Source organism: Bifidobacterium sp. LH_230 (genome assembly GCF_056357555.1).
In genome coordinates this window covers 234,475-257,347 of sequence record NZ_JBKEWJ010000001.1, presented here as the reverse complement: position 1 = coordinate 257,347, position 22,873 = coordinate 234,475, and the positions used below count along the sequence as shown (strand labels likewise).

The following is a 22,873-nucleotide window of genomic DNA, read 5'->3' as shown; positions in this document are numbered from 1 at the left end:
AGATAGTTTGAACGCGACAGAAAGCGCCACACAGCAGACAAACCATACCGCATATCTGAGTGCAGAGAACGGTTTTACTGTGTTTGAGTACGGTAAGACACGCATACGATTCCGCGCACCCTACTCGTTGGAACGGTATACCGATGTCAGACAATGGGACAACGGATACCTTGTCGTGTACGCGGAATACAGGCATAATGCCGAACCCGAGGAAGAATACATTGACCTAGCATCAGTGCTTGCCGATCTGTATATCGACGCCGACCAATTTTTACGGCCGATCAGGAAAGTGGAGATAGCACAGGCCTGATATGACCTCGACCCCTGACACAAACATCGCGATGCACTTGCCATTGCTGAGGCCACCAGCACACCACGCACAGCCATTCAACGGTCGGCATCATTCGCGACGCGGCATCAGAAATCCTGACCGTCGCAGAACGCGTCATATTCCTCAAGATATCAGGAAGACCCATCGATACGAGTTCATCATCAGCCCTTCAACGTTCGATGATCATACCGGTACCGTATATGCGAAATTATGAAATAGAGTCGCTCCCAGAACGCTCACATGCCCTTTCACTTGAGAATGATGTCACGCTTCGATAAATAAGTGCGAAGTTGTCAAGGCATGGCATGATCTGGTGTCATACTTGGGATTTTTCCCAGATATTTGCCAAACGTGACAAGATGCCGCGTCAGCTGATTCCCGGTAGACGAACCGTTTTGCTTGGAATCTCAAGGTTTTATGGATTATCGGGGTTGTCACGCCGCGTTCTCGCACGATTTTCCTCATAATGCGTGACAGATTGGCTGACACACCTTGCTAACAATGCCCAAATATTCCATTGCGTGGCAACATCGGACGGCACCGGTGTCAACCAGACTCATCCCAACATCGAAGACCCGGCGCACCCACGCACGCCAAAATGCAAGAGTCTCTTTTACAACTGTCAATCCTGACACTCACCCGTACTTGAACAGGCTTAATGCCTTGTCCCGGCAAAGACTATCAGCAGTACGACAAGATGCATAGACAACTCTAACCAGATGAGAGTCCTATCCCGACTTTTATTGCACTCTCCTGCACCAAGAGGTAGCATGATGACGACATAAGCTGGACCACGTCCAGTTCGTTGGGGTCGATCCTTTGCGGGAACGACCCCAACGCTGTATGTGACGGCGGGAGGCCCACACTACTTTCTGTCTTGAGGGCATCCTGCGGCAGCGCTCTGCCACTCGCGTGCCGAGCTACGAACGGTTCTGCCGTACTACCTCTCTCCTTTTAGGACGTCCCGCAATTTCGGACAGCCTTACGGCCGCGCTTTGCCAGCTCGCCTGTCGGTTCGCACACCGGACTACGAACGGCTCCGCCGTTCGCGACCGCCCGGTGTCCACGCAAAATCGTTGAGGAGGTCGCTGGTCCAGTCCATGACCATTTCGCCGCTCATGGGGCCGGAACCGAGCGAGCCGGCGAACGGCGCGGGGATCGTGTACGTGTGCGTGAGCGGACGGTACTGCGCGCCCCGGTAGATGCGATTGATGCGCATCTGGATGGACTCGGGCGGGTCGATCTTGCCGACGCGCACGTTCTTGCCTTGCGCGATGATCTCCGAGATGCCGAGCTTGCGGGCCTTCATGCGCAGCCTGGCCACGCCGAACAGCGTCTCGAACTCCTCGGGCAGCTTGCCGTAGCGGTCCGTCAGCTCTTCCGCCAGTTCACGCAGGTCGTCCTCGGTGTGGGCGGCGGCGAGCTTGCGGTACGCTTCGAGCCTGAGCTTGTCGGAGTCGATGTAGTCGACCGGAATCGACGCCTCGATCGGCAGGTCGATGGTCACGGCCAGCGGCTCGACGCTGACCTCGGGCGCCTTGTACGCCTCGACGGCCTCGGAGACCATGCGGATGTACAGGTCGAAGCCGACGCCTTCGATGTGCCCGGACTGTTCGTCGCCGAGCAGGTTGCCGGTGCCGCGCAGTTCGAGGTCCTTCATGGCCACGTCGAAGCCTGATCCAAGCGCCGTGTTCTGCGCGATGGTGGCGAGTCGATCGTGCGACTGCTGGGTCATCGGCTTGGTCGGATCGTACAGGAAGTACGCGTACGCGCGCTCCCTGCCGCGGCCGACGCGTCCGCGCAGCTGGTGCAGCTGCGAGAGGCCGAACTTGTCGGCGTTGTCGACGATCAGCGTGTTCGCGTTCGAGATATCCAGTCCGGTTTCGATGATCGTCGTGCACACGAGCACGTCGATGTCGCGATGCCAGAAGTCGCGGATGATCTGGTCGAGCTGCTTCTCCCCCATCTTGCCGTGCGCGATGCCGACATGAGCCTCGGGCACGAGCTCGTGGATCTTCGCCGCGGTCTTCGAAATGTCCTGCACGCGGTTGTGTACGAAGAACACCTGGCCGCCGCGCAGCAGCTCGCGTCGTATGGCCGCGGTGATCTGCGCGTCCTCGTACGCGCCGACGTAGGTGAGCACCGGCAGCCGGTCCTCCGGCGGGGTCGCCAGCGTCGACATCTCGCGGATGCCGGTCACGGCCATTTCCAGCGTGCGCGGGATAGGCGTCGCGGACAGCGACAGCACGTCCACGTTCGTGCGCAGCGCCTTGAGCGTCTCCTTGTGTTCGACGCCGAAGCGCTGCTCCTCGTCGATGATGACGAGGCCGAGATCCTTGAACTTGATCTTCGGATTCAAGAGCTTGTGCGTGCCGATCACCACGTCGACCGCGCCGGTCTCAAGCCCTTCGATCGTCTCGTTGATCTCCTTGGTCGTCTGGAAGCGGCTCATCGCCGCGACCGTGACCGGGAAGCCCTCGTAGCGTTCGGTGAACGTCTCGTAATGCTGCTGGACGAGCAGTGTGGTCGGCACGAGCACGGCCACCTGCTTGCCGTCCTGAATCGCCTTGAACGCGGCGCGCACGGCGATCTCGGTCTTGCCGAAGCCCACGTCGCCGCAGATCAGGCGGTCCATCGGCACCGGCTTCTCCATGTCGGCCTTGACCTCGTCGATCGTGGTCAGCTGGTCGGCCGTCTCCTGGTACGGGAACGCGTCCTCCAGCTCCTTCTGCCACGGGGTGTCCGGGCTGAACGCGAAGCCGGGCGTACGCTGGCGGGCCGAATACAGCTTGACCAGGTCCTCGGCGATCTCATGCACGTGCTTGCGCGCCTTCGCCTTGGTCTCGGCCCAGTCGGAGCCGCCGAGTTTGTTGAGTTTGGGGACTTCCGCGCCGATGTATTTGCTGATCTGGTCGAGCTGGTCGGTGGGGATGAACAGTTTGTCGGCAGGTGCGCCGCGTTTGCTCGGCGCGTATTCGATGACGAGGTATTCGCGCGTGCTCTTGTTCGCGCCCGTGCCGATCTCGCGCTGCTTCATGCCGACGAACCGGCCGATGCCGTGCTGTTCGTGCACGACGAAGTCGCCGGGCTTCAATTCCATCAGGTCGATGGCCTTGCGGCGGCGTTTCGGCGTTTTCGCCTGACCGGCGGCGGATGAGCGGCCGGTCAGGTCACGTTCGGTGAGCAGCGCGGTCTGCGCGGCCGTGTCGACGAATCCGTCGATGGCCTGCGAACGGATGATGTCGAACGAGGCGATGCCGGTCTCGTTGATCGCGCGCTTGAGTCTGGCGAGCGTGCCCTGTGCGGCGGCGGTGACGGTGACGTGGTATCCGGCGTCGATCAGTCCTTCGATGCCGGCTGCGGCCTTCGCTTCGTCGCCGCGGTATTCGCCGGGGTTCTGTGCGGCGAGCTGCACATGGTTCGGCATGCTCGTGTCCACGCCGAAGCTGGACAGGTTCCACACGTCGTGTTCCGAATACGCGAGCGCGTTGACGGTTCCTTCGAAGTCGAGGAAGCTGGCCTGGTCGAAGGTGATCGGCGCGCCCGCGCCGTGGCCGGATGCGGCGACGTGCCAGCTGGCGGCGAGGAACTCGTTCGCGGTTTTCGCGAGGTCCTCGGCGGCACGGCGCAGTTTTTCGGGGTCGGACAGCATGACGGCCGCATGCTTGTCGAGCATGCCGGTGACCGGTTCCATGTCGTCGATGAGCGCGGGCATGAGCGATTCCATGCCTTCGACGGGAATCGCGTTGGCGATGGATTCGAGCATGTCGTCGGCGTTCGGGATCTGCCCGATGAGGCTCTTCGCGCGGTCGCGCACGGCTTGCGTCAGTTGCAGTTCGCGGCAGGGGGTGGCCCAGATGGTGCGGATGCCGTCGCCGTAGGTGCGCTGGTCGGAGGCGTGGAATTCGCGGATCGTGTCGATCTCGTCGCCGAAGAACTCGATGCGCACCGGGTGGGGTGCGGTGGGAGGAAAAACGTCGATGATGCCGCCGCGCACGGCGAATTCGCCGCGGTCCATGACGAGGTCGACGCGCGTGTACGCGTTTTCGACGAGCCGCTGCGAGGCTTCGTCGAGCGGCAGTTCCTCGCCTTGGGTGAACACGAGCGGTTCGACGTCGCCGAGTCCTTTGACGACCGGCTGGATGAGCGATCGCACCGGCATGACGAGGATGCGGATGGGGCCGAACATCGGATCGGTCTCGCTCGGATGAGTAAGCCGGCGGAAGACGGCCATGCGGCTGGCGACGGTGTCGGCGCGCGGGCTCAACCGTTCGTGCGGCAGCGTCTCCCATGCTTCGAGCTGGGCGATCTCGTTCGGGTCGCCGTCATACCAGGAGCGCAGCGAGTCGACGGTTTCCTCGGCTTCGCGGCCCGAGGCGACGACGAGCACGACCGGCTTGCGGTGCGCGACGGCCGCGGCGAGCGCCGGGCGCAATCCTTCGGGGGCTCCGACGGTGATGATCGGGCTGGTGTTGCGGTCGGTATACGCTTCGATGTCGCCGGCGGCGAGCTTGTGGAAGGTGTCGTCGCGCTCGAGCGCGGCGAGCACGCCGGCCAGCGACCCGTGGACCAGCGCGTTGTGCGTCGCTTGGGCGTCAGCGGCCATTGAACTTCTCCTGGGTCTTCGCCAATCCGTTGAAGATGATGTCCTCGGCGGCGTCCGCGCCGTCGGCGAGGAAGTCGGGCAGCTGCTTGCGCTGGTCGGGGCCGAAGCCGCCGAGCACCCAGTTGATGGTGTTGTCGTGCGCGTTCGCGCCGCGCTTGGCGTGGCCGACGCCCATGCGCACGCGCGCGTACTTGGGCGTGTTCAATGCCTTGTCGATGGATTTGATGCCGTTGTGTCCGCCTGCGGAGCCGCCGGCCTTGACCTTGATGCGGCCGAATTCCAGGTCCATGTCGTCGTGGATGACGACGACATGGTCGGGCTGGATCTGGTAGTAGGCGCTGATGGATGCGACCGCGTTGCCCGAATCGTTCATGTACGTCAGGGGCTTGGCGAGGAAGAACTTGACGGTGCGGCCGTTCAGGTTCATCGCACCCTTGCCGAGCATGGCGAGTCCCTTGTGGTCGGAGAAAGCAACGGACCAGCGTTCGGCGAGCACGTCGGCGGTCATGAAGCCCATGTTGTGCCGCGTATCCTCGTACTTCTTGCCCGGGTTGCCCAGTCCTACGATCAGCCAGAAATCGGATGCCATTCCTATCCCCTTGTCCTCTTCATATCGTCGTATTCGCCGTATCGTCACGGCATGTCGACCGTACGCAAACACACGAATCATACCCGTTCCCGCCGTCATCGGCGGCATTCACGGCAACGTCGGTCACGCGAGCGAAGCAAAGACCGCGGCCTTCACAGTTTCCTGTACCAATAGCTCATATCATGCAGTTCGTCGCTGCCGGCCGTGGCGACGGCGGCGGGCAGCAGACCGAACCGGGTGAATCCGAACCGGCGCATGAGCGCGACCGAACCGGCGTTGTCGGCGTATATGATGGTCGCGGCATGACGGAAGCCGCGTTCGCGGGCGGCGGACAGCAGCCAGTCGACCATCGCGGTGCCGAGTCCCTGCCCGTGGAATCGCCGTGCGATGTAATAGCTGAGTTCCGTGATGCCGTCGTAGCCGGCACGCTGGTGGAACTTCGACAGCGAGCCGAATCCGGCGGTCGTGTGTTCGCCGGTCGCCTCATCGATCACGTCGATGACGACGACCGGATACTTCGTGCGCGGCTGGTGCGAGTCGACCCATGCGCGACGCGCCTCGAGCGAGACCGGTTCAAGATCGGCGGACGCTCCCCCGCGGATCACCGCCTCATTGTAGATGTCGGTAATGGCCTGTAGGTCGCGTTCCTCGGCCGGCCGGATGACATGATGCAGCATGGTTACCGAGAGTAGCACCCGGCTGCGCACGTGCGCATCACCGCATGTTCGGCCGTAGCCGTAACCGGATATGGCCGAACACGCCGTCGGGCACATGACGTCATGCCGTGCACAATCCGACGAGCCGGTCGCAGAACTGCTTGGTGAATCGCGGCGCATCGACGGTGAGCGCGACGTGCGAGGTCTTGCGCGGTTCGCGAAGCCGCATCGGATCGCCGATCGTGCGCCCGCGGAAGCCATGCCCGTTGCCGGTGACCGTTTCGGTCATCATGTTCACGTCGAACAGTCCGACGAATGTCGGGTCGAGCGCGACGGCCACGGCGAGCGGATCGTGCAGCGGGCTGCCGGCGAGGAAAATCGGATCGCTGGCCTCGTTCGCGTTGATGTAGAAACGGACCATGTCGGCGAGGAACGCGCCGCGCCGCGTGCCGGTCGCACGCCACCGGTCGGCGTCCGCGCGCGTCATCAGACACTGGTGGGTCACATCGAGGCCGATCATGGTCACGTCCGCGCCGGAGCGGAACACGCGGTTCGCGGCCTCGGGGTCCTGGAAGATGTTGGTTTCGCAGATCAGGTCGTAACAGTTGCCTTCCTGCGTGAGCGAGCCGCCCATGATGACGAGTCGCAGGTTCGGCACGATGTCGGGCGCGAGCCGGATGGCCGCATCCACATCGGTAAGTGGCCCGGTGGCGGCGATCGTCACGTCGGAGCCGTATGCGCGCACCGCGTCGATGATGAACCGCACGCCTTCGCCTTCGCGCGACGCGGCGGCGGCATCCGCAAGCGCGGCCTCATCCGCGGTGGCGTCGATATCGACGTGCTCGCCGCCGACCGACTTGGTCAGTCGCGCGCGGAACGCGGCGCTGGACCGGCGACCGGCCGTCGGCCGCTCACCGTCCGCGGCCGCATCGGCGATCACGTGTGCGTCGCCGGATGCGGCAACATCGTCCGGCAGATACCGTGCCGGATCGACGTTGCCGAGTCCGTTGGAGCCGTGGAAACGGGCGCAGCCCTCGTCGACCTCGAACAGGTCGGCCCAGGACGGCGCCTCGCATCCGAGCATGACCGGGATGTCCTCGCGCCCGAACAGTCGCAGCACGGCACGGTTGTTGCGCACGGAATCGCGCGCGGTCACGTTGCCGTACGTACCGACGACGCCCATGAGCTCGGCCTCGGGAGAGGCAAGCAGATAGCACAGGGCGAGGGTGTCGTCGATGCCGGTGTCGACGTCGAGCACGAGGCGGGTCATGGTTACTTGGCTCCCTTCAGGAATTCGTTGGTGGCGCCGTCCTTGGACTGCGGGACCTTGTCGGTCGGGTTGCCGTTGGCGTCGGTGTAGGCGTGGCCCTCGCCGAGGAAGTCGAAGCGCTTCTGCGTCTCGACGAAGTCGTTGGTGCCAAGCACGAACGAACCGTCCTTGATCTTGGCCGGGTCGCCCCAGTACTGGCCGTCGACGATCACATGCATGCTCTTCTTGACGAACGCCTCCTCGAGGTTGTAGTCGGCGGCGTCCTTGGCGAGGATGGCAGCGGCATCGTCCGGGTTCGAGTACGCGTACTCGTAGCCCTGCTGGGCGGCCTGCACGAACTTGCGCACGACGTCCGGCTTCTCCTTGATCATCTTGTCGCTGGTGATGATGCCGATCGCGTCGCCGTTGCCGGGCACGCCGTAGTCGGGCTCGCTGAAGCAGTTGAGCTTCGGACCGTACATTTCGGCCTGCACGCCCTCCCACGTGGCATAGAAGCCGCCGAAGTCGGCCTTGCCGGATTCAAGCGTCTTGAACGTGGACGTGCCGACGGTGACCTTGTCGAACTCGCCCTTGCCGCCGTCGTTCTGGATCATGCGCTTGATGACGATGTCGGACTCGTTGCCGCCGAACGTGGCGAACGTCTTGCCGTCGAAGTCCTTCGGGGACTTGATGGCGGTGTTGCTGGCGAGCGCGCACCAGATGGCGCTCGGCTTCTGCTGGACCTGCAGGACCTGCTTGATGTGAGCGCCCTTCAGGTCGGTGTAGCTGGCCGCGTTGTACAGGTTGGACAGCGCGAATTCGGCGACGCCGTTGTTCACGGCCTGTTCGGCGCCCGCCTGAGCGACGGCGACGATGTCGACGTCGAGGCCGGCGTTCTTGAAGTAGCCCTTGTTCTTGGCCACGTAGACGCCGATGTGGTTGGTGTCGGCCGTCCACGCGAGCATGAACGTGACCTTGGTGAGCTTGTCGTTCGAGGAGCTGTCGGAAGCGGTGTTGGTGGTGTTGCCGCAGCCGGCGACGGCGAGCGCCATCGCGGCGGCAGCGGTGACCGCGAGCACATGGGTGACGGTTTTACGCATGGTTGACATGAAAGTCATGATGATTCCCTAAATCAGTTTCTTCTCTGACGTATCGCTACGCATCGCTCTCTGGGACGCTTTCAAGCGGATTTCGGCAGAGAACGATCTGAGGGCCTGATTCCGCTTGCCCAATGCCCCCGACCGTCGCTCGCAGCAGCGATTGCGAACTGGCCGCGTATTGCCGGCCCGATCGGTTTGCCACACATTGGCGCTGAAGCACTGCCATTGTACCGGTTCGCCAGACAATCCGGAACAGGGCCGGAGAAAGTCCGCGAATTGTTCATAATGGGTCATGGCCATATGGCCGTACGCATAGGGCTTTTTTGAATTTCGGACGGAATGGCGCGCGGGCTCCTCACCTTACCGCAGGTCGCCTTTCGTCTTGGTGAACGAGACACCCCAGGGAAAGGGGAAGGTGACGATGGATATTCAGCGCAAGGACCGGGAAGAGCGCCGCGAGCGCATCAAGGACCGGATCGCGACGACGACGGCCGTGATCGTGCTGTTGGCCGTATGGGAGGGTTGGGTGCGGCTCGCGCATGTGCCGGCGAGCATGTTTTCCTCCCCCACGCAGATCGTGCAGGCGACGATCGACGCGTGGCCGACGTTGTGGCCGGCGACGCAGGTGACCGCGTTCGAAGGATTCGTCGGATTCGCGTTCGCCGTGCTGGCCGGCATTCTGGTCGGCATCGGGTTCTACTGTTTCCGCACGTTGAACGCAGCCTTGTATCCGTTGCTGTACGCGGCGCAGACGATGCCGCTGATCACGATCGCCCCGCTGTTCCTGATCTGGTTCGGGTTCGAGATCTCCGGCAAGATCGTCATCACCGCGTTCTGGGGGCTATTCCCGATCGCCGTGCAGACGATTCGCGGATTGAAGGCGGTGCCCCAGTTCTATTCGGATGTGGCGCTCACCTGCGGCGCGACCCCGGTGTGGACGCTGTGGCATGTGAAGCTGCGTGTCGCGGCCCGGCAGATCTTCGGCGGCGTGCGCATCAGCGCCGCGTATATTTTCGCCACGGCGACCACGGCCGAATACCTGGGCGCGCGCCGGGGCCTCGGCATTTGGCTGCAGGCCGCCTACAACTCGTTCCGCACGCCGCTGATCTTCTCGGCGACGATCGTGATCGTGGCCCTGACCGTGCTGCTCATGGCCATCGTGAACGTGTGCGAGCGCGTGCTGCTCGGCCCGGTGGAGAACGATGAGAATCCGGACGAGTGATCGTAACGTTCACTGGCGGATATCGTGAAACGGCGAGGGCCGTGGTTCGTGTGATTAACGAACCACGGCCCTCGCCGTTTCAATGGTTTTGGACCGCAGGCTACTGCTCGAGTTCGAGGGCCTTGTTGAGGGCTTCCTGCAGCTGCTTCTGGGCTTCGCCGTAGGCGGTCCAGTCGCCGTTCTTCATGGCCGAATCGGCGTCCTTCATGGCCTGTGCGGCGTCCTCAAGCGCGGCCTTGAGATCGGCGTTTGCGGACGACGAGCCGGAACCCGAACCGTTCTGGTTCGATCCGTTCGATTGGTTGCCGGACGCGCCGTTATCCTTGCCGCCGCCGTTCGTACCGGAACCCGATCCATCGGAGCCGTTCTGATCGGACGAACCGTCGCCGGAACCGTTCGTATCCGAACCACCGGCCACGTTCTCCGCGTCTCCCGCGGCCGCGCCGGAATCGCCGCCGAACACCTGGTCGAGCGCCTCGTCGAGCGTATCCGCGAACCCAACCTGGTCGCCGAACGCGACGAGCACCTTCTTGAGCAGCGGGAACGAGGTCGAACCGCTCGACTTCACGTACACCGGCTGCACGTACACGAGGCCGCCGCCGAGCGGCAGGGTGAGCAGGTTGCCGCGCACCACGTTCGTGGAGCCGGATTGCAGCAGGTTCAGTTCCTTCGACACGTCGGCGTCCGCGTTGAAGTTGTTCTGCGCCTGGCCGGGACCGGGCACGTTGGAATCCTTGGGCAGTTCCTGCAACCGGATCGTGCCGTAGTTCTTGCCGATCACGCCCTTCTCGGACCCCGCGTCGGAGTCGACCGACAGGAAGCCGGTGAGGATCTCGCGCGTGGACGTGCCGGCGGGGATGTACGAGGAGGTCAGCGAGAAGATCGGCTCGTTCGTGCCGCCGGTCTGCAACGTCAGGTAGTACGGCGGCTGCAGGATGTCCTTGGCCTGATCGGCCTCGGATTCGGTCGGGTCGACCGGCGTCTGCCAGAAGTCCTCGCCGGAGAAGAACTGGTTCGCGGAGGTCACATGGTATTTGGCGAGCAGTTCGCGCTGCACCTTGAACAGGTTCTCCGGGTAACGCAGGTGGCTCATGAGGTCGCCGGAGATATCGGCGACCGAGTGGTACTGTCCGGGGAAGATCTGCTGCCATGCCTTGATGACCGGATCGTTCTCGTCCCACACGTACAGGTCGACGGAGCCGTCGTACGCATCGACGGTGGCCTTGACCGAATTGCGGATGTAGTTGGCCTGCTGCGAACCGAGGCCCTTGACCGTGTCCGACGTTTCGGTGGTCGAGTCGGCGGTGGCCGACCCCAGATCGGTCATCTGCGAGTACGGGTAGGCGTCGGAGGTCGTGTAGCCGTCGACGATCCACTTGACGCGGCCGTCCACCACGGCCGGGTAGACGCGGCCGTCGAGCGTCAGGTACGGCGCGACTTTGGCGACGCGCTCCTTCGGGGAACGGTTGTAGAGGATCTGCGAGGCGGAGGTCACGCGGTCGGAGAACAGGATCTGGTCGGAGCCGAAACGGATCGCGTACAGCAGTCGGGAGAAGATGTTGCCGACCGACGGGCCGCCGTCGCCCGTGAACGTGGTGGTCGCGCCCTCCGAGCCGGTCGGATAGTCGAACTCCCACGACTTGGTGCCTTCCGGCGCACCGACGATCGAATATTCGGTGGCGTTCGGCGAGAAGTAGATGCGCGGCTCGTACTTTTCGGAATCCGTGAGCTTGCCCTGGGTGGGGATGCCGGATTCGAAGAACTTCGGCTGGCCGTCGGCGGTCACCTTGTTGCCGTACGCGGCGACGATGCCATAGCCGTGCGTGTACACGGTATGGTCGTTGACCCAGTTGCGGTTGTCGAGTCCGTCGAGGTCGAGTTCGCGCGCGGCGATCACGGTGTCCTGGCTTTCGCCGTCCACGTCGTACTTGTCGACAGCGAGCGTATCGGCGAACGTGTAGTACTGCTTGGACTGCTGCAGCTGCTTGAACGTCGGCGAGACGATCTGCGGGTCGAGCAGTCGGATCTGCGCGGTGGTGTCGGCTTCGCCGGACAGCGCCCCGGATTCGCCCTTGGTGGTGGCCTGATACTGTTCAACCTTCACGTCGTTCAGACCGTACGCCTGCTGCGTGGCCTTGATGTTGCGCTGGATGTACGTCGATTCCATCTCCTGCGCGTTCGGGTTGACCTTGAAGCGCTGCAGCAGCATCGGCCAGGCGACCGTGAGCACCATCGACACGACGAGCGCGGCGGCGATGGCCACGACCGGCGTGCGCCACGCCTTGAGCGCGGCCACGGCGCGGACGGTGGGTTTGGCCGGGCCTTCGAGCGCGTGCGAGCGCATGAGCCAGATGCCGAGGAAGATGCCGAGGATCGCGGTGATCGCGGCCATGATGAACGTGACCGGAATGGTGGCGTTGACGGTGGTGTAGGTCGCGCCGGTGATGCGGCTGCCCTGTTCGGTCAGATGGGTGAACACGCCGAGCACCTGGCGCGCGGACCATGCGAGCATGTTGAGGATGAGCCAGATGGCGACCTGACGGCGGGCGCGCTTGGTGACGGCGAGGATGCCGCGGCCGTGCACGGGCATGGTGAACCGGATGCCTCCCATAAGCACGTGGGAGACGACGGAGAACACGAATCCCACGCCGAGCAGCATGGACACGGCGGCGACCACGAGCTTCAAGCCGGGCAGCACGAACACGTAGAAGCCGTTGTCGAGCCCGAACTGCGGATCGGTGGTGCCGAAGGACTGCGCGTTGAACATGAGCAGCACGTCGGCCCAGTTCGCGTTGAACTGCGCGCCGAACACGGCGCCGACGATCAGGGAAACCACGACGGCGACGCGGCGGGCGGTCTTCGAAGCGACGCCTTTGCCGATCTCGATCACGTCGCCGTTGATGCGGATCGTGGAACCGTCGTCCGAGTCGGGGCGCGCGCGGATCGCGAGCACGGCGGAGACGAAGCCGGTCAGGGCCATGAGCAGCGCATAGGCGATCCACAGGCCGACCTTGGTGCCCAGCTGCGTCCACACGACGCTCTGGAAGCCGAGCTGGCCGTACCACATGAGATCGGTGATGAACTGGGCGAGGCCGAAGAACAGTCCGACGATGACGACGAGCGCGAGCGCGACGCCGATGAGGATCTTCGACCCGCGGCCCGAGCTCGGCTGGCTCGGGCGGCGCGTGATGCGCGGCCCGTTGCTCGGTCGGCGCGGCGGTTGCGATGAGCCGCCGGCAGGGCGCGATGTGGTGTCGTCGCCGTCCGCCTGAACGTCGATGATCACCGGATCATCGTCGTCTTCCCGGCGGTCGCCGCTTTGTGAGCCGTCGAACAATGGACCAAACGCATCGAAAAATGACATGTTCCCCAGCGTATCGTCAGGTAGGGAACCGCTTATGCCCAGAGCTTGCCCAGCCCCGCGCGATACCGCGATGCCGCCGCGTTCCCGACGAAACGCCGGGCTCCGCTCACTCCGGGCTTTTGAGCGCGCCGACCATGTCGATGCGGTCGAGCGAACGGTTCGTCGCCGCTTCGACCAGCACCGTGAACGCGAGCGCGAGCGCCGCGGCGGCCGCGTAGCAGTACCAGGCCACGTTCGGCACGATATTCATGCCCGGCAGGTCAAGTTTGCCGATGAGGAATCCCAGCAATCCGCGCCCGCACGGCAGGCCGATCGCGATGCCGAACGCCGCAAGCAGCAGCATCTCCTTGTTCACGTAGCCATGCACCTCGCGCCTGCGGAAGCCGAGCACCTTGATGGTGGCGAGTTCGCGCTCGCGCTCGGAGATGTTCGTGGAGGCGAGCGTGTACAGCACGACGATCGCGAGCACCGCGGCCATGACGACGATGAAGCCGATCATCACGAAGAAGATGAGGAAGCTCTTCGAGAAGTCACGCTCCTGTTTGGCGGAGCTCATCACGGACAGATAGATGTCGTTTCCAGCGATATCGTCCGCGAATGCGATCTTCTCGTCCGCATCACCGGACTTCACGCTGACAAGGTCGGCGTTCGCGGCGAAGTCCGCGGCGAACGCACGCTCGTATGCGGATTCGGTCATGACGACGAGATTGCCGGTATAGTACTGCGCGATGCCGGCGACGGTAACGTCCGCACTGGTGGCCATCGCGTCGGTCACATTGACCTTGGCTCCATCCGCGAGCGCGAGTTTGCTGGCCGCATTGACCGTGATGACCGCGGCAACGGTACCGCTGCCGGAACCGTTGTGCTGCGGACCGGCATCCGGCAGCGTGATCGGATCGCCGTCCGCAGTGTGCAGATCGATGTATCCGTCCAGCGATCTGCCGTCCGGTATGACCATGAGCTGCGCGGTGATTTTCGTATCATCCGTACCGTTCGCACCGCCGCGCGAATCCGTGCCGTCGCCCGCGGTCAGCGTCACGCTGCCCAGCTGCAGCGGCAACGTGGAGGACACGCGAGAGTCGTCGTCCAGTTTCCGCTGCGCGATGTCGTGGTCGGCAGCGGACGTGACGGCAAGCACGTCGTACGGCGCGATGTCGTGATGTTGCCGCGGCATCAGCGTGAGCGCGGACGATCCCATGCCGAAACCGGCGGTCATGAGCGCGGTGCAGCCGAGCACGCCGATGATGACCATGAGCGCACGCGACTTGTAACGGAACAGGTTGCGGGCGGTCACCTTGCCGAGGAAACTCAGATGGTTCCAGATCAAACCGACATGTTGCAGCATGATCGTGCGGCCGGCTTTCGGGGCTTTCGGACGCATGAGTTCGGCGGGTTCGAGCCTGAGCGACCCGGCGGTCGCAGCCGCGGCCGCGCCGGTGATCACGACAACGAACAGCAGCACGCCGCCCACCGCAATCCGCCAGTCGACCAGCAGCGGATAGCCGGGCAGCACGTAGATGCGCGAGATCAGGCGGCGCGTGAACACGAACGGCAGTCCGATCAGGCCGAGCGCGTCGCCGAGCAGACCGCCGAACAGGCATGCCGCACCGGCGTACACGAGGTATTTGAGCATGATTTCGTGGCGCGTGTAGCCGAGCGCCTTGTACGTGCCGATGAGCTGGCGGTCCTCCTCCACCATGCGTGTGACGGCGGTCAGGCTCACCAGCAGCGCGATGACGAGGAACAGCACCGGGAACAGCGTGCCGAGACGCGTGATCATCTCGCTTTGGGTTTTCACGTCCTCGTAGCTGGTGACGGCGCTGCGGTCGCGGATGATCCACTTCGCGCTTGGCAGCACGTCGACCTTGTCCTTGATGGCCGTCTCGGCCTTGGCGAGTTGCTCTTCGGCGGCGGTTTTGGCCGGCAGGCCGTCCGGCAGCGCGTCGATCCTGGACTTCTGTTCGTCAAGCGCACGCATCGCCGTGTCGAGCGCGGTTTGGTGCACGGTGTCAGTGCGCGCCTGTTCGCGGGTCTGCTGTATGGCCTCGATCGCGGCGCGCGCATCGGCAACCGTGTCGAGGTAGTCGTCGTCGTACGTGTTCATCGCGGCCGCGCCGGCGACGGTGATCACGGCGGACGTGTACGGCAGGTCAGGTGTTGTTCCGTCGTCGCTCGCGGCGAGTGAATCGGGCGAGACGACCATCGGATACACGGTTTTGCTGCCGGAGACGAGCGCGAGCGGGCCGGCAGGGTTGACGATGTCGTTCGGATCGATGATCGTGCCGACGATCGTGTACTTGCCGGCCGCGAACGTGCCAACTGAGTCGGTCGTATCCGTTGCGTCAGCCGACGCATTGTCGGACGCATCATCCTGCGACGAACCGGCCGCCGCGGCCGTCGTCATCGAATCGTCCGGTTTGAACTCGAGCGTGTCGCCGATCGATTTGCCGGAGTCGTCCATATACTGCCGGGTCACGGCGATCTCGTGATCAGCGTTCGGCAGGCTGCCGTCGGTCACATACGGACGGTCGATGCCGCGGTCGTTGAGCGCGGTGACGGTGGCGGATGCCTGTCTGCCGTCGACCGTCGTGGTCACGCTGGCCGAGTATTCGCCGGCCGCGTCCTTGACGCCGCTCACCTTGCGCAGTGCGGCGATGTCGTCGTCATCGAGGCCGAGCGTGGAGACGATCATGATGTCATGCATGGTCGTTTCGTCGAAGAATGCGTCAAGTCCGGCGCGGATGTCGCGGCCGACCGAGTTGAGCCCGCCGAGCATCATCACGCCGACCGCAACAATCACCATCATCGCGGCGAAGCGCTTGCCGTTGCCACGGATCGCGCGCCAGGCGTCCTTCCACAGTGCCGTTTTCTTCATATCCGCTCCCCTACCATTCGATGTCTGCGATCGGTGTCGGATTCGGGTTCGTCGTGACCTCGGTGACCTTGCCGGAACGGAACCGGATCAAGCGGTCGCCCATCGGTGCGAGCGCGGAATTGTGCGTGACAAGCGCGACGGTGATGCCGCGTTGGCGGCAGGAATCCTGCAGTAGCTGGAGCACTTCCTTGCCGGTGTTGTAGTCGAGCGCGCCGGTCGGCTCGTCACACAACAGCAGTTTCGGGTTTTTGGCGAGCGCGCGGGCGATGGACACGCGCTGCTGCTCGCCGCCGGAAAGTTGCGCAGGGAAGTTGTTGAGCCGTTCTCCCAGGCCGACTTTGGCGAGCGTCTCACGCGCGTCGAGCGCATCAGGGCAGATCTGGCTGGCGAGTTCGACGTTCTCGAGCGCGGTGAGGTTGGGCACGAGGTTGTAGAACTGGAACACGAAGCCGACGTCGAAGCGACGGTAGTCCGTCAGCTGCGCCTCGTTGAACGTGGTGATGTCTTTGCCGTCGAGCTTGACGGAGCCGGATGTGGCGCGGTCCATGCCGCCGAGGATGTTGAGCGTGGTGGATTTGCCGGCGCCGGATGCGCCGAGGATGACGGCAAGTTCGCCCCGTTCGATGTCGAAGGTGGCGTGGTTGAGCGCCAGCACGGCGGATTCGCCGGTGCCGTATTGGCGGACCACGTCATGGAATTCAAGGAATGACATGTCGATCGTGCCTCTCTTTGCGATTGACTGATGCACTGGCTGGATATGTGCGGTTCCAAGGAATACATCAGTCTGTCGGGTAAATAAATCCACGCAATTCGACATTGTGTAGGGTTATTGGCCGAGCATGGCGACATACGAGCGAAAAACACGATACGCTGTCGAGTTAGTACCGATCGCATCAGGAGAGGAATCGACATGGCACGACCGAAGGCCGACGAGCCGGGCGCACCCGAGAAAATGCAGGACGCGTTCTGGCGACTGTTGGATGAGAAACCGTACGCGCAGATCACCATCAGCGACATCACGCGCGCAAGCGGGCTCAACCGCAGCGCGTTCTACTACCATTACGCCAACATCCCCGAGCTGGCCGACGACGCGATCGCAGCGATCTACGAGGAGCCGGGCGTGACCGAGTTCATCGCGCACGTCATCCGGCAGGACAGCGATCTGAGTGCACTACGCGAGTATGCGCTTGATTTCGCGAGCACGACGGAGCATCTCGTCAGCATCCATCGACTGTCGCTGATCGCCGGACCGCACGGTTCGACCGGCTTGGCAGCGCAGCTGAAAAGCTATGTCAGCGGCATTTGGCTGTCGGTCCTCGGCATCGACGAAACAACGCTCAACCCCGGCCAGCGCATCGTGCTGGAATACGCGGCCAGCGGCATGATCGGCATTCTCAGCAAGGCGCAAACCCTGTTCACTCCGCAAGCCATTGAATGGCTTGCCCATTCCCCGCTGCCGAACATCGTCTCCCAGCTCATCAACTCGTTGCGCAACGGAGATTATTCATCGAAAGATGCCGATGTCAGCAACGAATCCTCAACCGGCCGGTTTACCATCTGATCCAATCAGTTCGACGATCGAGAGGCTGTTGTTCGCCTCTGCAGACATCAGTTCGACGATCGAGAGGCGCCTGTACCACCGAAGATCCGCCAATACGCCGGAAAAACGGTCGTAGAGTCGCGTCGGCCGTACCCTAGGAACCTCTCGATCGTCAAACCGACCATTGCAACAGCCGATTATTGCCTCTCAATCGTCAAACCGCATCCACGGAACGTCCGTACCGCACGCTCGCGCGACCACTCAGGCGGCGAGCATGGAGTCGCGGCGGGCGACAAGCCGGTCGATCGCGGCGTCGCCTTCGATGACGGTGAACGTGATGGTCTTGCGCTCGGTGGTCTGCGGTGCGATCGTGTGCAGGTCGCCGCGCTGTTCGTGCCAGCCGCGGCCGTGCACGCTGGAGTTGGACGGCTCGAGGCCGACGACGTAGTCGCCGGAACCCATCGATTTCCATTCCATGAAGTACGGGAAGTCGGCCGCATCGAATTCGATCACGACGCCGAGGCCGAGCGTGCGGTTGACGACGGCGGCGAAGCTGCGACCGTTCGCATCCGCGACCAGATCATGCAGGTACACGCTTTCCGGCTTGTTCGCGACCGGTGCGCCGATCTCGTTCCACGGGGTGGTGTCGGCGGCGGTCGTCTCGTCGCGCGGCGTGGCCTTGCGGCTCGGGATCACGACCTCGGCGCCCTCGGCGAGCAGCGGCCAGCCGAAGTTGCAGTGGTACATCCACATGAGCGGTTCTTCGCGGAAGCTTTCGTTGGTCACCTCGTCCTCGACCGTGATCGTGGACGTGCCGTACACGCTGGTGATGCGGCGGCGCAGCACCATGTTCTCGCCGAACAATTCGGCCTCGCGCATCTCGCCGGACACCTCGAGCACGTACTGGTCGCGCTCGTTCCAGTACGCGTCGGAGGAGACGTGTTCGGCGGGCGTGGTGCGGATGCGGCCGTGCATCGGGTAGCTGCCGGCCGGGTACTTGGAGCCTTCGGGGGTCACGTACGGGGCGCAGATGTTCTCGAAGCCGCAGGTGAAGAACAGGCCACCCATGATGGAACGCTGCGCTTCGGCACCATTGGTGTCGAACTGGTTGCGGCCGTTCAAGCCCGGCTTGGACAGGAACGTGAGGTTCTCGCCACGGTATTCGATCTGCGCGATGTCGAGCGCGCGGTCGGCCATCGACATGAAACGAAGCGGGCCGTTCTTGACCTCGATGCCCTTGAGTCCGTGCGAGCGGCCCTCCTGGTATTCGATCGGACGCGTGTAGGCGGCCTGCTGCAGGCTGCCCATGTGTGCGAGCATGTCGGCGCGGGTCGGGTTGCTGTGATTGACGATCATGGTTTTACCTCCTTGTATCAGTCCCCCAGCATACCGCACCACAAACGGTAAGCGCTTTCCCGTCGTGTCGCCGAGAAACCAAGTCCGCCGGTCGATGTCCGTGATCGAGGTAGACTGGCCATGACATCGACCGGCAGGGGCTACGGCGTCGCCGGATGATCCGTCATCGAATCACGCGAAGGCGATCATCCGAACATCATGACGTTGACCGAAATCAGCTGGAACCAAATCGCACCGCAGCTGAAAGGAACAATCATGCCCGATTCGAGCACGTCGCAGCACGCATCGCAGCAACGCACACCCGCGGCCACGCACCCTGCGCCCGTGCAGGCGACCCATACGCGACCGTCATCCGCGCAATCATCCCCCGCACCCTCCGCCGACCACCCGATCCTGCCGATCGCCATCATGATGATCGGCTCGTTCACCGCCATCCTCAACCAGACGCTCATGACAAGCGCGCTGCCGCATCTCATGCTCGACTTCGGCGTCACCAGCAACACCGCGCAGTGGCTAAGCACCGGGTTCATGCTTACCAACGGCATCATGATCCCGGTCACCGCGTTCCTCATCCAGCGGTTCACGACACGCCAGCTGTTCTTCTATGCGATCGGCATGTTCCTGTTCGGCACGCTCGTGTGCCTGTGCGCACCCGGCTTCTGGGTACTGCTGGCCGGCCGCGTGTTGCAGGCCAGCGGCGCCGGCATCCTCATGCCGCTGCTGCAGACCGTGCTGTTCCTCACGTTTCCGCCGAGTCAGCGCGGCACGGCGATGGGCTGGTTCGGCATGGTCATCGCGTTCGCGCCGGCGATCGGCCCGACCCTGTCCGGCCTGATCATCGACATGTTGCCGTGGCGTTTCCTGTTCGTACCGCTCGCGGTGATCGCCGTGGCCGTGCTCGCCGCCGCGATCCCGACGGTGCGCAACGTCACGCCGCAGACCGATCCGACGATCGACGTGCCGTCGGTCGCGCTGTCGACGCTCGGCTTCGGCGGTCTGCTGCTTGGGTTCTCACTGGCCGGCCAGTCCGGTTGGACGGCGGCCGACACGCTTGTCTCGCTGGTGATCGGCGCGGCGTCGCTGGTCGCGTTCGTCGTACGTCAGCTGCGTTTGCCGCGCCCGCTGCTCAACTTCCGCGTGTTCGCGCGGCCGATGTTCACGTTGCCGATGATCGTGATCGTGCTGGTGTTCGTCACGTTCATCTCGACGATGAACATCCTGCCGATGTTCATTCAGAACGTGTTGGGGATGACCGCGCTGCAGTCCGGCTTGCTGTTGGCGGGCGGCGGCATTGCCGAGGGCGTGTTCAATCCGGTCGCCGGCCGTCTGTTCGACCGGGTCGGCATACGTCGCATCGCTCCTCCTGCGATCGGTATCGTCGCGTTGGCCTCGTTCGCATTGTCGCGGATGGGTGCGGGCACGCCGGCGTGGTATCCGGCCGTGTTTTTCACGTTGATGATGGCCGGCGTCGCGTTCTGTCTGATGCCGTTGACGACGACCGCGCTCAACCAGCTCACCGGACCGCTCATCCCGCATGGCACGGCGATGAACAACACGTTGCGGCAGACGTGCGCGGCGATCGGCATCGCGATCTGTTTCACAGTCATGACGACGAACACGCGGCCCGCGTCACTCGCTGGTTCGGCTGCGGCGGGGCTGGCGCACGGTGTGGATGCGGTGTTCGTCGTTTCGACCGTCGTGTCGGTCGTCGCGTTCGCGCTGTCGCTGTTCGTACGCGACGGTCGACTCTAATCGCAGACGTCACGACGCACGATGCGGGATGCTTCAGGCGCGCCGCCAATCGGCGAGGAATGATGCGGCTTTGGCCGCGTCGTCGCGGTACGCCTTGCCGTATTCGTCGATGAGGCCGTGGAATTCCTGGAGTTGGGAGACGGTCAGGTCTGAGGCGAGCACTGCCGGTGCGAACGTCTTGTGGAAGGCCGGATAACCGGCCGGAACGGCGAATCCGAGGAACGCGAACAGGCGGCGTGCGTAGGTGTCGGCGACGAATGTGCGGCGTGAGAAGACGTAGAGCATCAGGTCGTCGGCCGTTTCACCGCCGACACCGAACAGCGACAGCAGTTCGGCGCGCAGCTCGTCGTCCGCGACGTCGCGCACACCGTTGGGGTCCGCGCCGCAACGCTCGACATACCAGCGGCTGAGCGAGCGCAGGGCGGTCGCCTTGTTGCGGTAGAAGCCAGACGGCCGGATGAGATCCTGCAACGATTCCGGCTCCAACGCGGCGATGGCGTGCGGGTCGAGCGCGTCGGCGGCCTTCAGCGCCGTAAGCGAGCGGTCGACGTTGCCCCACGCGGTGTTCTGGGTGAGCACGGCACCGACCATGATCTCGAACAGCGTCTCGGCCGGCCACCAGTTCGTGGGGCCGAGCTCGCGCTCCATCAGGTCGTACAGCGAGACAATATCGGCCGAGGTCGGCACACGGGCGGGCGAGCCGGCGTTGCCGGCCTGGCCGCCCGCAGCGGTCACTCGCCGAGTTCTTGTTGGAGCCATTGGCGTTCGGCGTCGATTTCCGCGTCATGCACCGCGATGATCGCGCGGCGGTACTTGTCGGCGACCTTGTCGTTGTCGATCGGTCCTTCGCCGTCGCTGTACAGGCGGCGCACGTCGGGTTCGAGCAGGTCGAGCCGGCGGCGCAGCACGGCACGTCGGTCGGCTTCGTCGGGGATGACGGACAGGAACGACATGACGACCGCCCATTTGGTGATGTTGGTGAGATTATAGCCGCTAGTGTTCTTGAGCTCCTCGATCAGCTTCTCGCGGCCGACGGGTTCGAGATGGAATTCGCGCAGGCGGCGTCCGTTGACCACATTGAAGGTTTCACCGATGTAGCCGGCTTTGACGAATTTGTTGGTCACCGTATGCAGCGTGCCATCGGAGACGGCCTGCATGTAGCCCTGCAGCTGCTCCATCTTCTTGCGCAGCCGGTAGCCGCACAATGGTTCCTCGCTCAGGAAACCTAGAGTCATGAGTTCTATCGTGTTCATCATAGATTCATGATATCTCAATCCGAGATATCTCGGAACGACACGCCGATGGCGAACATATTGGAATCGCGCATCATCGGTGGAATCACGCCGGTTTTGCACCATCCATAAATCTTTCTGATATATCTCAGTTTGAAATATCTCTTTCTGAGGTGCATACTGGCATCAGCGCGAACGCAGCGGACGGCAAACCTCCACCGCAACGGTCGCACAGTCCATAACCGAACCAGACAAAAACACCACAACCGCCGCAAGCCACCCAACAGCACTTCACACGGCAAACGGCACCACCGAAAGGAACATCACCATGAGCACCATCACCATCTTCGGCGCAGGCAACATCGGCTCCGCGGTCGCGGGAATCGCCGTCAAGTCCGGCGCGAACGTGCAGGTCATCGACCGCAACCCGGACAAGGCCGCCGCCGCGGCCGAGGGCGTCACCGGCGCCAAGTTCGGCGAGGCCACGATCACCGGCGACATCGTAGTGCTCGCCCTGCCGTTCCCGGCATACGACGAGGCGCTCGCCGCCTATGCCGACCAGCTGGCCGGCAAGACCGTGGTCGACGTGTCCAACCCGATCGACTTCACCACCTTCGATCTCGCCCTGCCGGCCGGCTACCAGTCCGCCGCCGAATACGTGGCCGCCAAGCTGCCGAACAGCACCGTCGTCAAGGGCTTCAACACCACCTTCGCCGCCACGCTGGCCACCGGCGAAAACGACGGCGCGCCGACCGTCGTGCAGCTCGCCTCCGACAACGAGGATGCCAAGAAGGCCGTCGCCGCGCTCATCGAGGGCGCGGGCCTCAAGACCGTGGATGCGGGCGCTCTCAAGCGCGCGCAGTACCTCGAGGGCTACGGCGCGCTGCAGATCATCCTCGGCGTGACCGAGCAGACCCCGTGGACCGGCGGCTTCAAGGTCGTCAAGTAACATCCTCGGTTCCCGGGATTCCCCGCACGAATCCCGGGAACCGGAAACCTCA

The 22,873-nt window shown here is 63.6% G+C and carries 16 protein-coding genes; 5 read left to right on the top strand and 11 right to left on the bottom strand.

Annotated elements, in window-relative coordinates:
* Positions 1 to 7 precede the first annotated feature (7 nt).
* Positions 8 to 310: a DUF7724 family protein gene (locus tag AC1A0G_RS00945; RefSeq protein ID WP_476526794.1), complete on the top strand. Its 303-nt coding sequence runs from the start codon at positions 8 to 10 to the stop codon at positions 308 to 310.
* Positions 311 to 1,358: 1,048 nt separating this feature from the next.
* Here AC1A0G_RS00945 and mfd read toward each other — a convergent pair.
* The 5 genes from mfd to AC1A0G_RS00920 all read right to left on the bottom strand — a co-directional run bounded on the left by mfd (position 1,359) and on the right by AC1A0G_RS00920 (position 8,531).
* Positions 1,359 to 4,937, bottom strand: a complete 3,579-nt coding sequence (gene mfd / locus AC1A0G_RS00940) for a transcription-repair coupling factor (protein WP_476526793.1) — start codon at positions 4,935 to 4,937, stop codon at positions 1,359 to 1,361.
* A complete protein-coding gene (pth, locus tag AC1A0G_RS00935) occupies positions 4,927 to 5,526 on the bottom strand; it encodes an aminoacyl-tRNA hydrolase (RefSeq protein WP_476526791.1) in 600 nt (199 codons plus the stop codon). The genes mfd and pth overlap by 11 nt, the downstream gene beginning before the upstream one ends.
* A gap of 152 nt (positions 5,527 to 5,678) precedes the next feature.
* Positions 5,679 to 6,203 (bottom strand): N-acetyltransferase family protein, encoded by a 525-nt coding sequence (locus tag AC1A0G_RS00930; protein WP_476526789.1) that lies wholly within the window; start codon positions 6,201 to 6,203, stop codon positions 5,679 to 5,681.
* A gap of 100 nt (positions 6,204 to 6,303) precedes the next feature.
* The gene (locus tag AC1A0G_RS00925) at positions 6,304 to 7,452 is read right to left on the bottom strand and encodes a nucleoside hydrolase (protein WP_476526787.1); all 1,149 of its coding nucleotides are present in this window, start codon (positions 7,450 to 7,452) and stop codon (positions 6,304 to 6,306) included.
* A gap of 2 nt (positions 7,453 to 7,454) precedes the next feature.
* Positions 7,455 to 8,531, bottom strand: a complete 1,077-nt coding sequence (locus AC1A0G_RS00920) for an ABC transporter substrate-binding protein (protein WP_476526842.1) — start codon at positions 8,529 to 8,531, stop codon at positions 7,455 to 7,457.
* A 421-nt stretch (positions 8,532 to 8,952) separates the two neighbouring features.
* On the opposite strand from AC1A0G_RS00920, the gene AC1A0G_RS00915 reads away from it, so the two are divergent.
* A complete protein-coding gene (locus tag AC1A0G_RS00915) occupies positions 8,953 to 9,753 on the top strand; it encodes an ABC transporter permease (protein WP_476526786.1) in 801 nt (266 codons plus the stop codon).
* A 100-nt stretch (positions 9,754 to 9,853) separates the two neighbouring features.
* Here the strand turns inward: AC1A0G_RS00915 and AC1A0G_RS00910 are convergent, their stop codons facing one another.
* The 3 genes from AC1A0G_RS00910 to AC1A0G_RS00900 all read right to left on the bottom strand — a co-directional run bounded on the left by AC1A0G_RS00910 (position 9,854) and on the right by AC1A0G_RS00900 (position 16,704).
* On the bottom strand, positions 9,854 to 13,117 hold the full coding sequence (locus tag AC1A0G_RS00910) for a UPF0182 family membrane protein (RefSeq protein ID WP_476526784.1): 3,264 nt from the start codon (positions 13,115 to 13,117) through the stop codon (positions 9,854 to 9,856).
* A gap of 106 nt (positions 13,118 to 13,223) precedes the next feature.
* Positions 13,224 to 15,992, bottom strand: coding sequence for an FtsX-like permease family protein (locus AC1A0G_RS00905; RefSeq protein ID WP_476526782.1), 2,769 nt, complete (start codon positions 15,990 to 15,992; stop codon positions 13,224 to 13,226).
* 10 nt (positions 15,993 to 16,002) lie between these two features.
* Positions 16,003 to 16,704: an ABC transporter ATP-binding protein gene (locus AC1A0G_RS00900; protein ID WP_476526780.1), complete on the bottom strand. Its 702-nt coding sequence runs from the start codon at positions 16,702 to 16,704 to the stop codon at positions 16,003 to 16,005.
* A 198-nt stretch (positions 16,705 to 16,902) separates the two neighbouring features.
* Here AC1A0G_RS00900 and AC1A0G_RS00895 point away from each other — a divergent pair, with 198 nt between their 5' ends.
* A complete protein-coding gene (locus AC1A0G_RS00895; RefSeq protein ID WP_476526779.1) occupies positions 16,903 to 17,553 on the top strand; it encodes a TetR/AcrR family transcriptional regulator in 651 nt (216 codons plus the stop codon).
* Positions 17,554 to 17,793: 240 nt separating this feature from the next.
* Here AC1A0G_RS00895 and AC1A0G_RS00890 read toward each other — a convergent pair whose 3' ends face one another.
* Entirely contained in the window at positions 17,794 to 18,888 is a 1,095-nt protein-coding gene (locus AC1A0G_RS00890) for an aldose 1-epimerase family protein (RefSeq protein ID WP_476526777.1), read from the bottom strand.
* Between the two features lie 255 nt (positions 18,889 to 19,143).
* On the opposite strand from AC1A0G_RS00890, the gene AC1A0G_RS00885 reads away from it, so the two are divergent.
* Positions 19,144 to 20,640, top strand: coding sequence for an MDR family MFS transporter (locus AC1A0G_RS00885; RefSeq protein WP_476526775.1), 1,497 nt, complete (start codon positions 19,144 to 19,146; stop codon positions 20,638 to 20,640).
* 33 nt (positions 20,641 to 20,673) lie between these two features.
* On the opposite strand, the gene AC1A0G_RS00880 is transcribed toward AC1A0G_RS00885, so the two are convergent.
* Together AC1A0G_RS00880 and AC1A0G_RS00875 are read right to left on the bottom strand one after the other, a co-directional pair.
* Entirely contained in the window at positions 20,674 to 21,288 is a 615-nt protein-coding gene (locus AC1A0G_RS00880) for an endonuclease III domain-containing protein (RefSeq protein WP_476526841.1), read from the bottom strand.
* A gap of 83 nt (positions 21,289 to 21,371) precedes the next feature.
* Positions 21,372 to 21,896, bottom strand: coding sequence for a PadR family transcriptional regulator (locus AC1A0G_RS00875; protein ID WP_476526773.1), 525 nt, complete (start codon positions 21,894 to 21,896; stop codon positions 21,372 to 21,374).
* Between the two features lie 214 nt (positions 21,897 to 22,110).
* On the opposite strand from AC1A0G_RS00875, the gene AC1A0G_RS00870 reads away from it, so the two are divergent.
* Positions 22,111 to 22,821 (top strand): NADPH-dependent F420 reductase, encoded by a 711-nt coding sequence (locus tag AC1A0G_RS00870; RefSeq protein ID WP_476526839.1) that lies wholly within the window; start codon positions 22,111 to 22,113, stop codon positions 22,819 to 22,821.
* Positions 22,822 to 22,873: the final 52 nt, after the last annotated feature.

Bases quoted from the DNA above. Each gene is read 5' to 3' on its own strand.
- AC1A0G_RS00895 (WP_476526779.1), top strand. From the start codon at position 16,903: ATGGCACGACCGAAGGCCGACGAGCCGGGCGCACCCGAGAAAATGCAG.
- AC1A0G_RS00920 (WP_476526842.1), bottom strand. From the start codon at position 8,531: ATGCGTAAAACCGTCACCCATGTGCTCGCGGTCACCGCTGCCGCCGCG.
- AC1A0G_RS00885 (WP_476526775.1), top strand. From the start codon at position 19,144: ATGCCCGATTCGAGCACGTCGCAGCACGCATCGCAGCAACGCACACCC.
- AC1A0G_RS00880 (WP_476526841.1), bottom strand. From the start codon at position 21,288: ATGGAGCGCGAGCTCGGCCCCACGAACTGGTGGCCGGCCGAGACGCTG.
- AC1A0G_RS00900 (WP_476526780.1), bottom strand. From the start codon at position 16,704: ATGTCATTCCTTGAATTCCATGACGTGGTCCGCCAATACGGCACCGGC.
- AC1A0G_RS00875 (WP_476526773.1), bottom strand. From the start codon at position 21,896: ATGATGAACACGATAGAACTCATGACTCTAGGTTTCCTGAGCGAGGAA.
- AC1A0G_RS00910 (WP_476526784.1), bottom strand. From the start codon at position 13,117: ATGTCATTTTTCGATGCGTTTGGTCCATTGTTCGACGGCTCACAAAGC.
- AC1A0G_RS00930 (WP_476526789.1), bottom strand. From the start codon at position 6,203: ATGCTGCATCATGTCATCCGGCCGGCCGAGGAACGCGACCTACAGGCC.
- AC1A0G_RS00890 (WP_476526777.1), bottom strand. From the start codon at position 18,888: ATGATCGTCAATCACAGCAACCCGACCCGCGCCGACATGCTCGCACAC.
- AC1A0G_RS00905 (WP_476526782.1), bottom strand. From the start codon at position 15,992: ATGAAGAAAACGGCACTGTGGAAGGACGCCTGGCGCGCGATCCGTGGC.
- AC1A0G_RS00915 (WP_476526786.1), top strand. From the start codon at position 8,953: ATGGATATTCAGCGCAAGGACCGGGAAGAGCGCCGCGAGCGCATCAAG.
- AC1A0G_RS00925 (WP_476526787.1), bottom strand. From the start codon at position 7,452: ATGACCCGCCTCGTGCTCGACGTCGACACCGGCATCGACGACACCCTC.
- pth (WP_476526791.1), bottom strand. From the start codon at position 5,526: ATGGCATCCGATTTCTGGCTGATCGTAGGACTGGGCAACCCGGGCAAG.
- mfd (WP_476526793.1), bottom strand. From the start codon at position 4,937: ATGGCCGCTGACGCCCAAGCGACGCACAACGCGCTGGTCCACGGGTCG.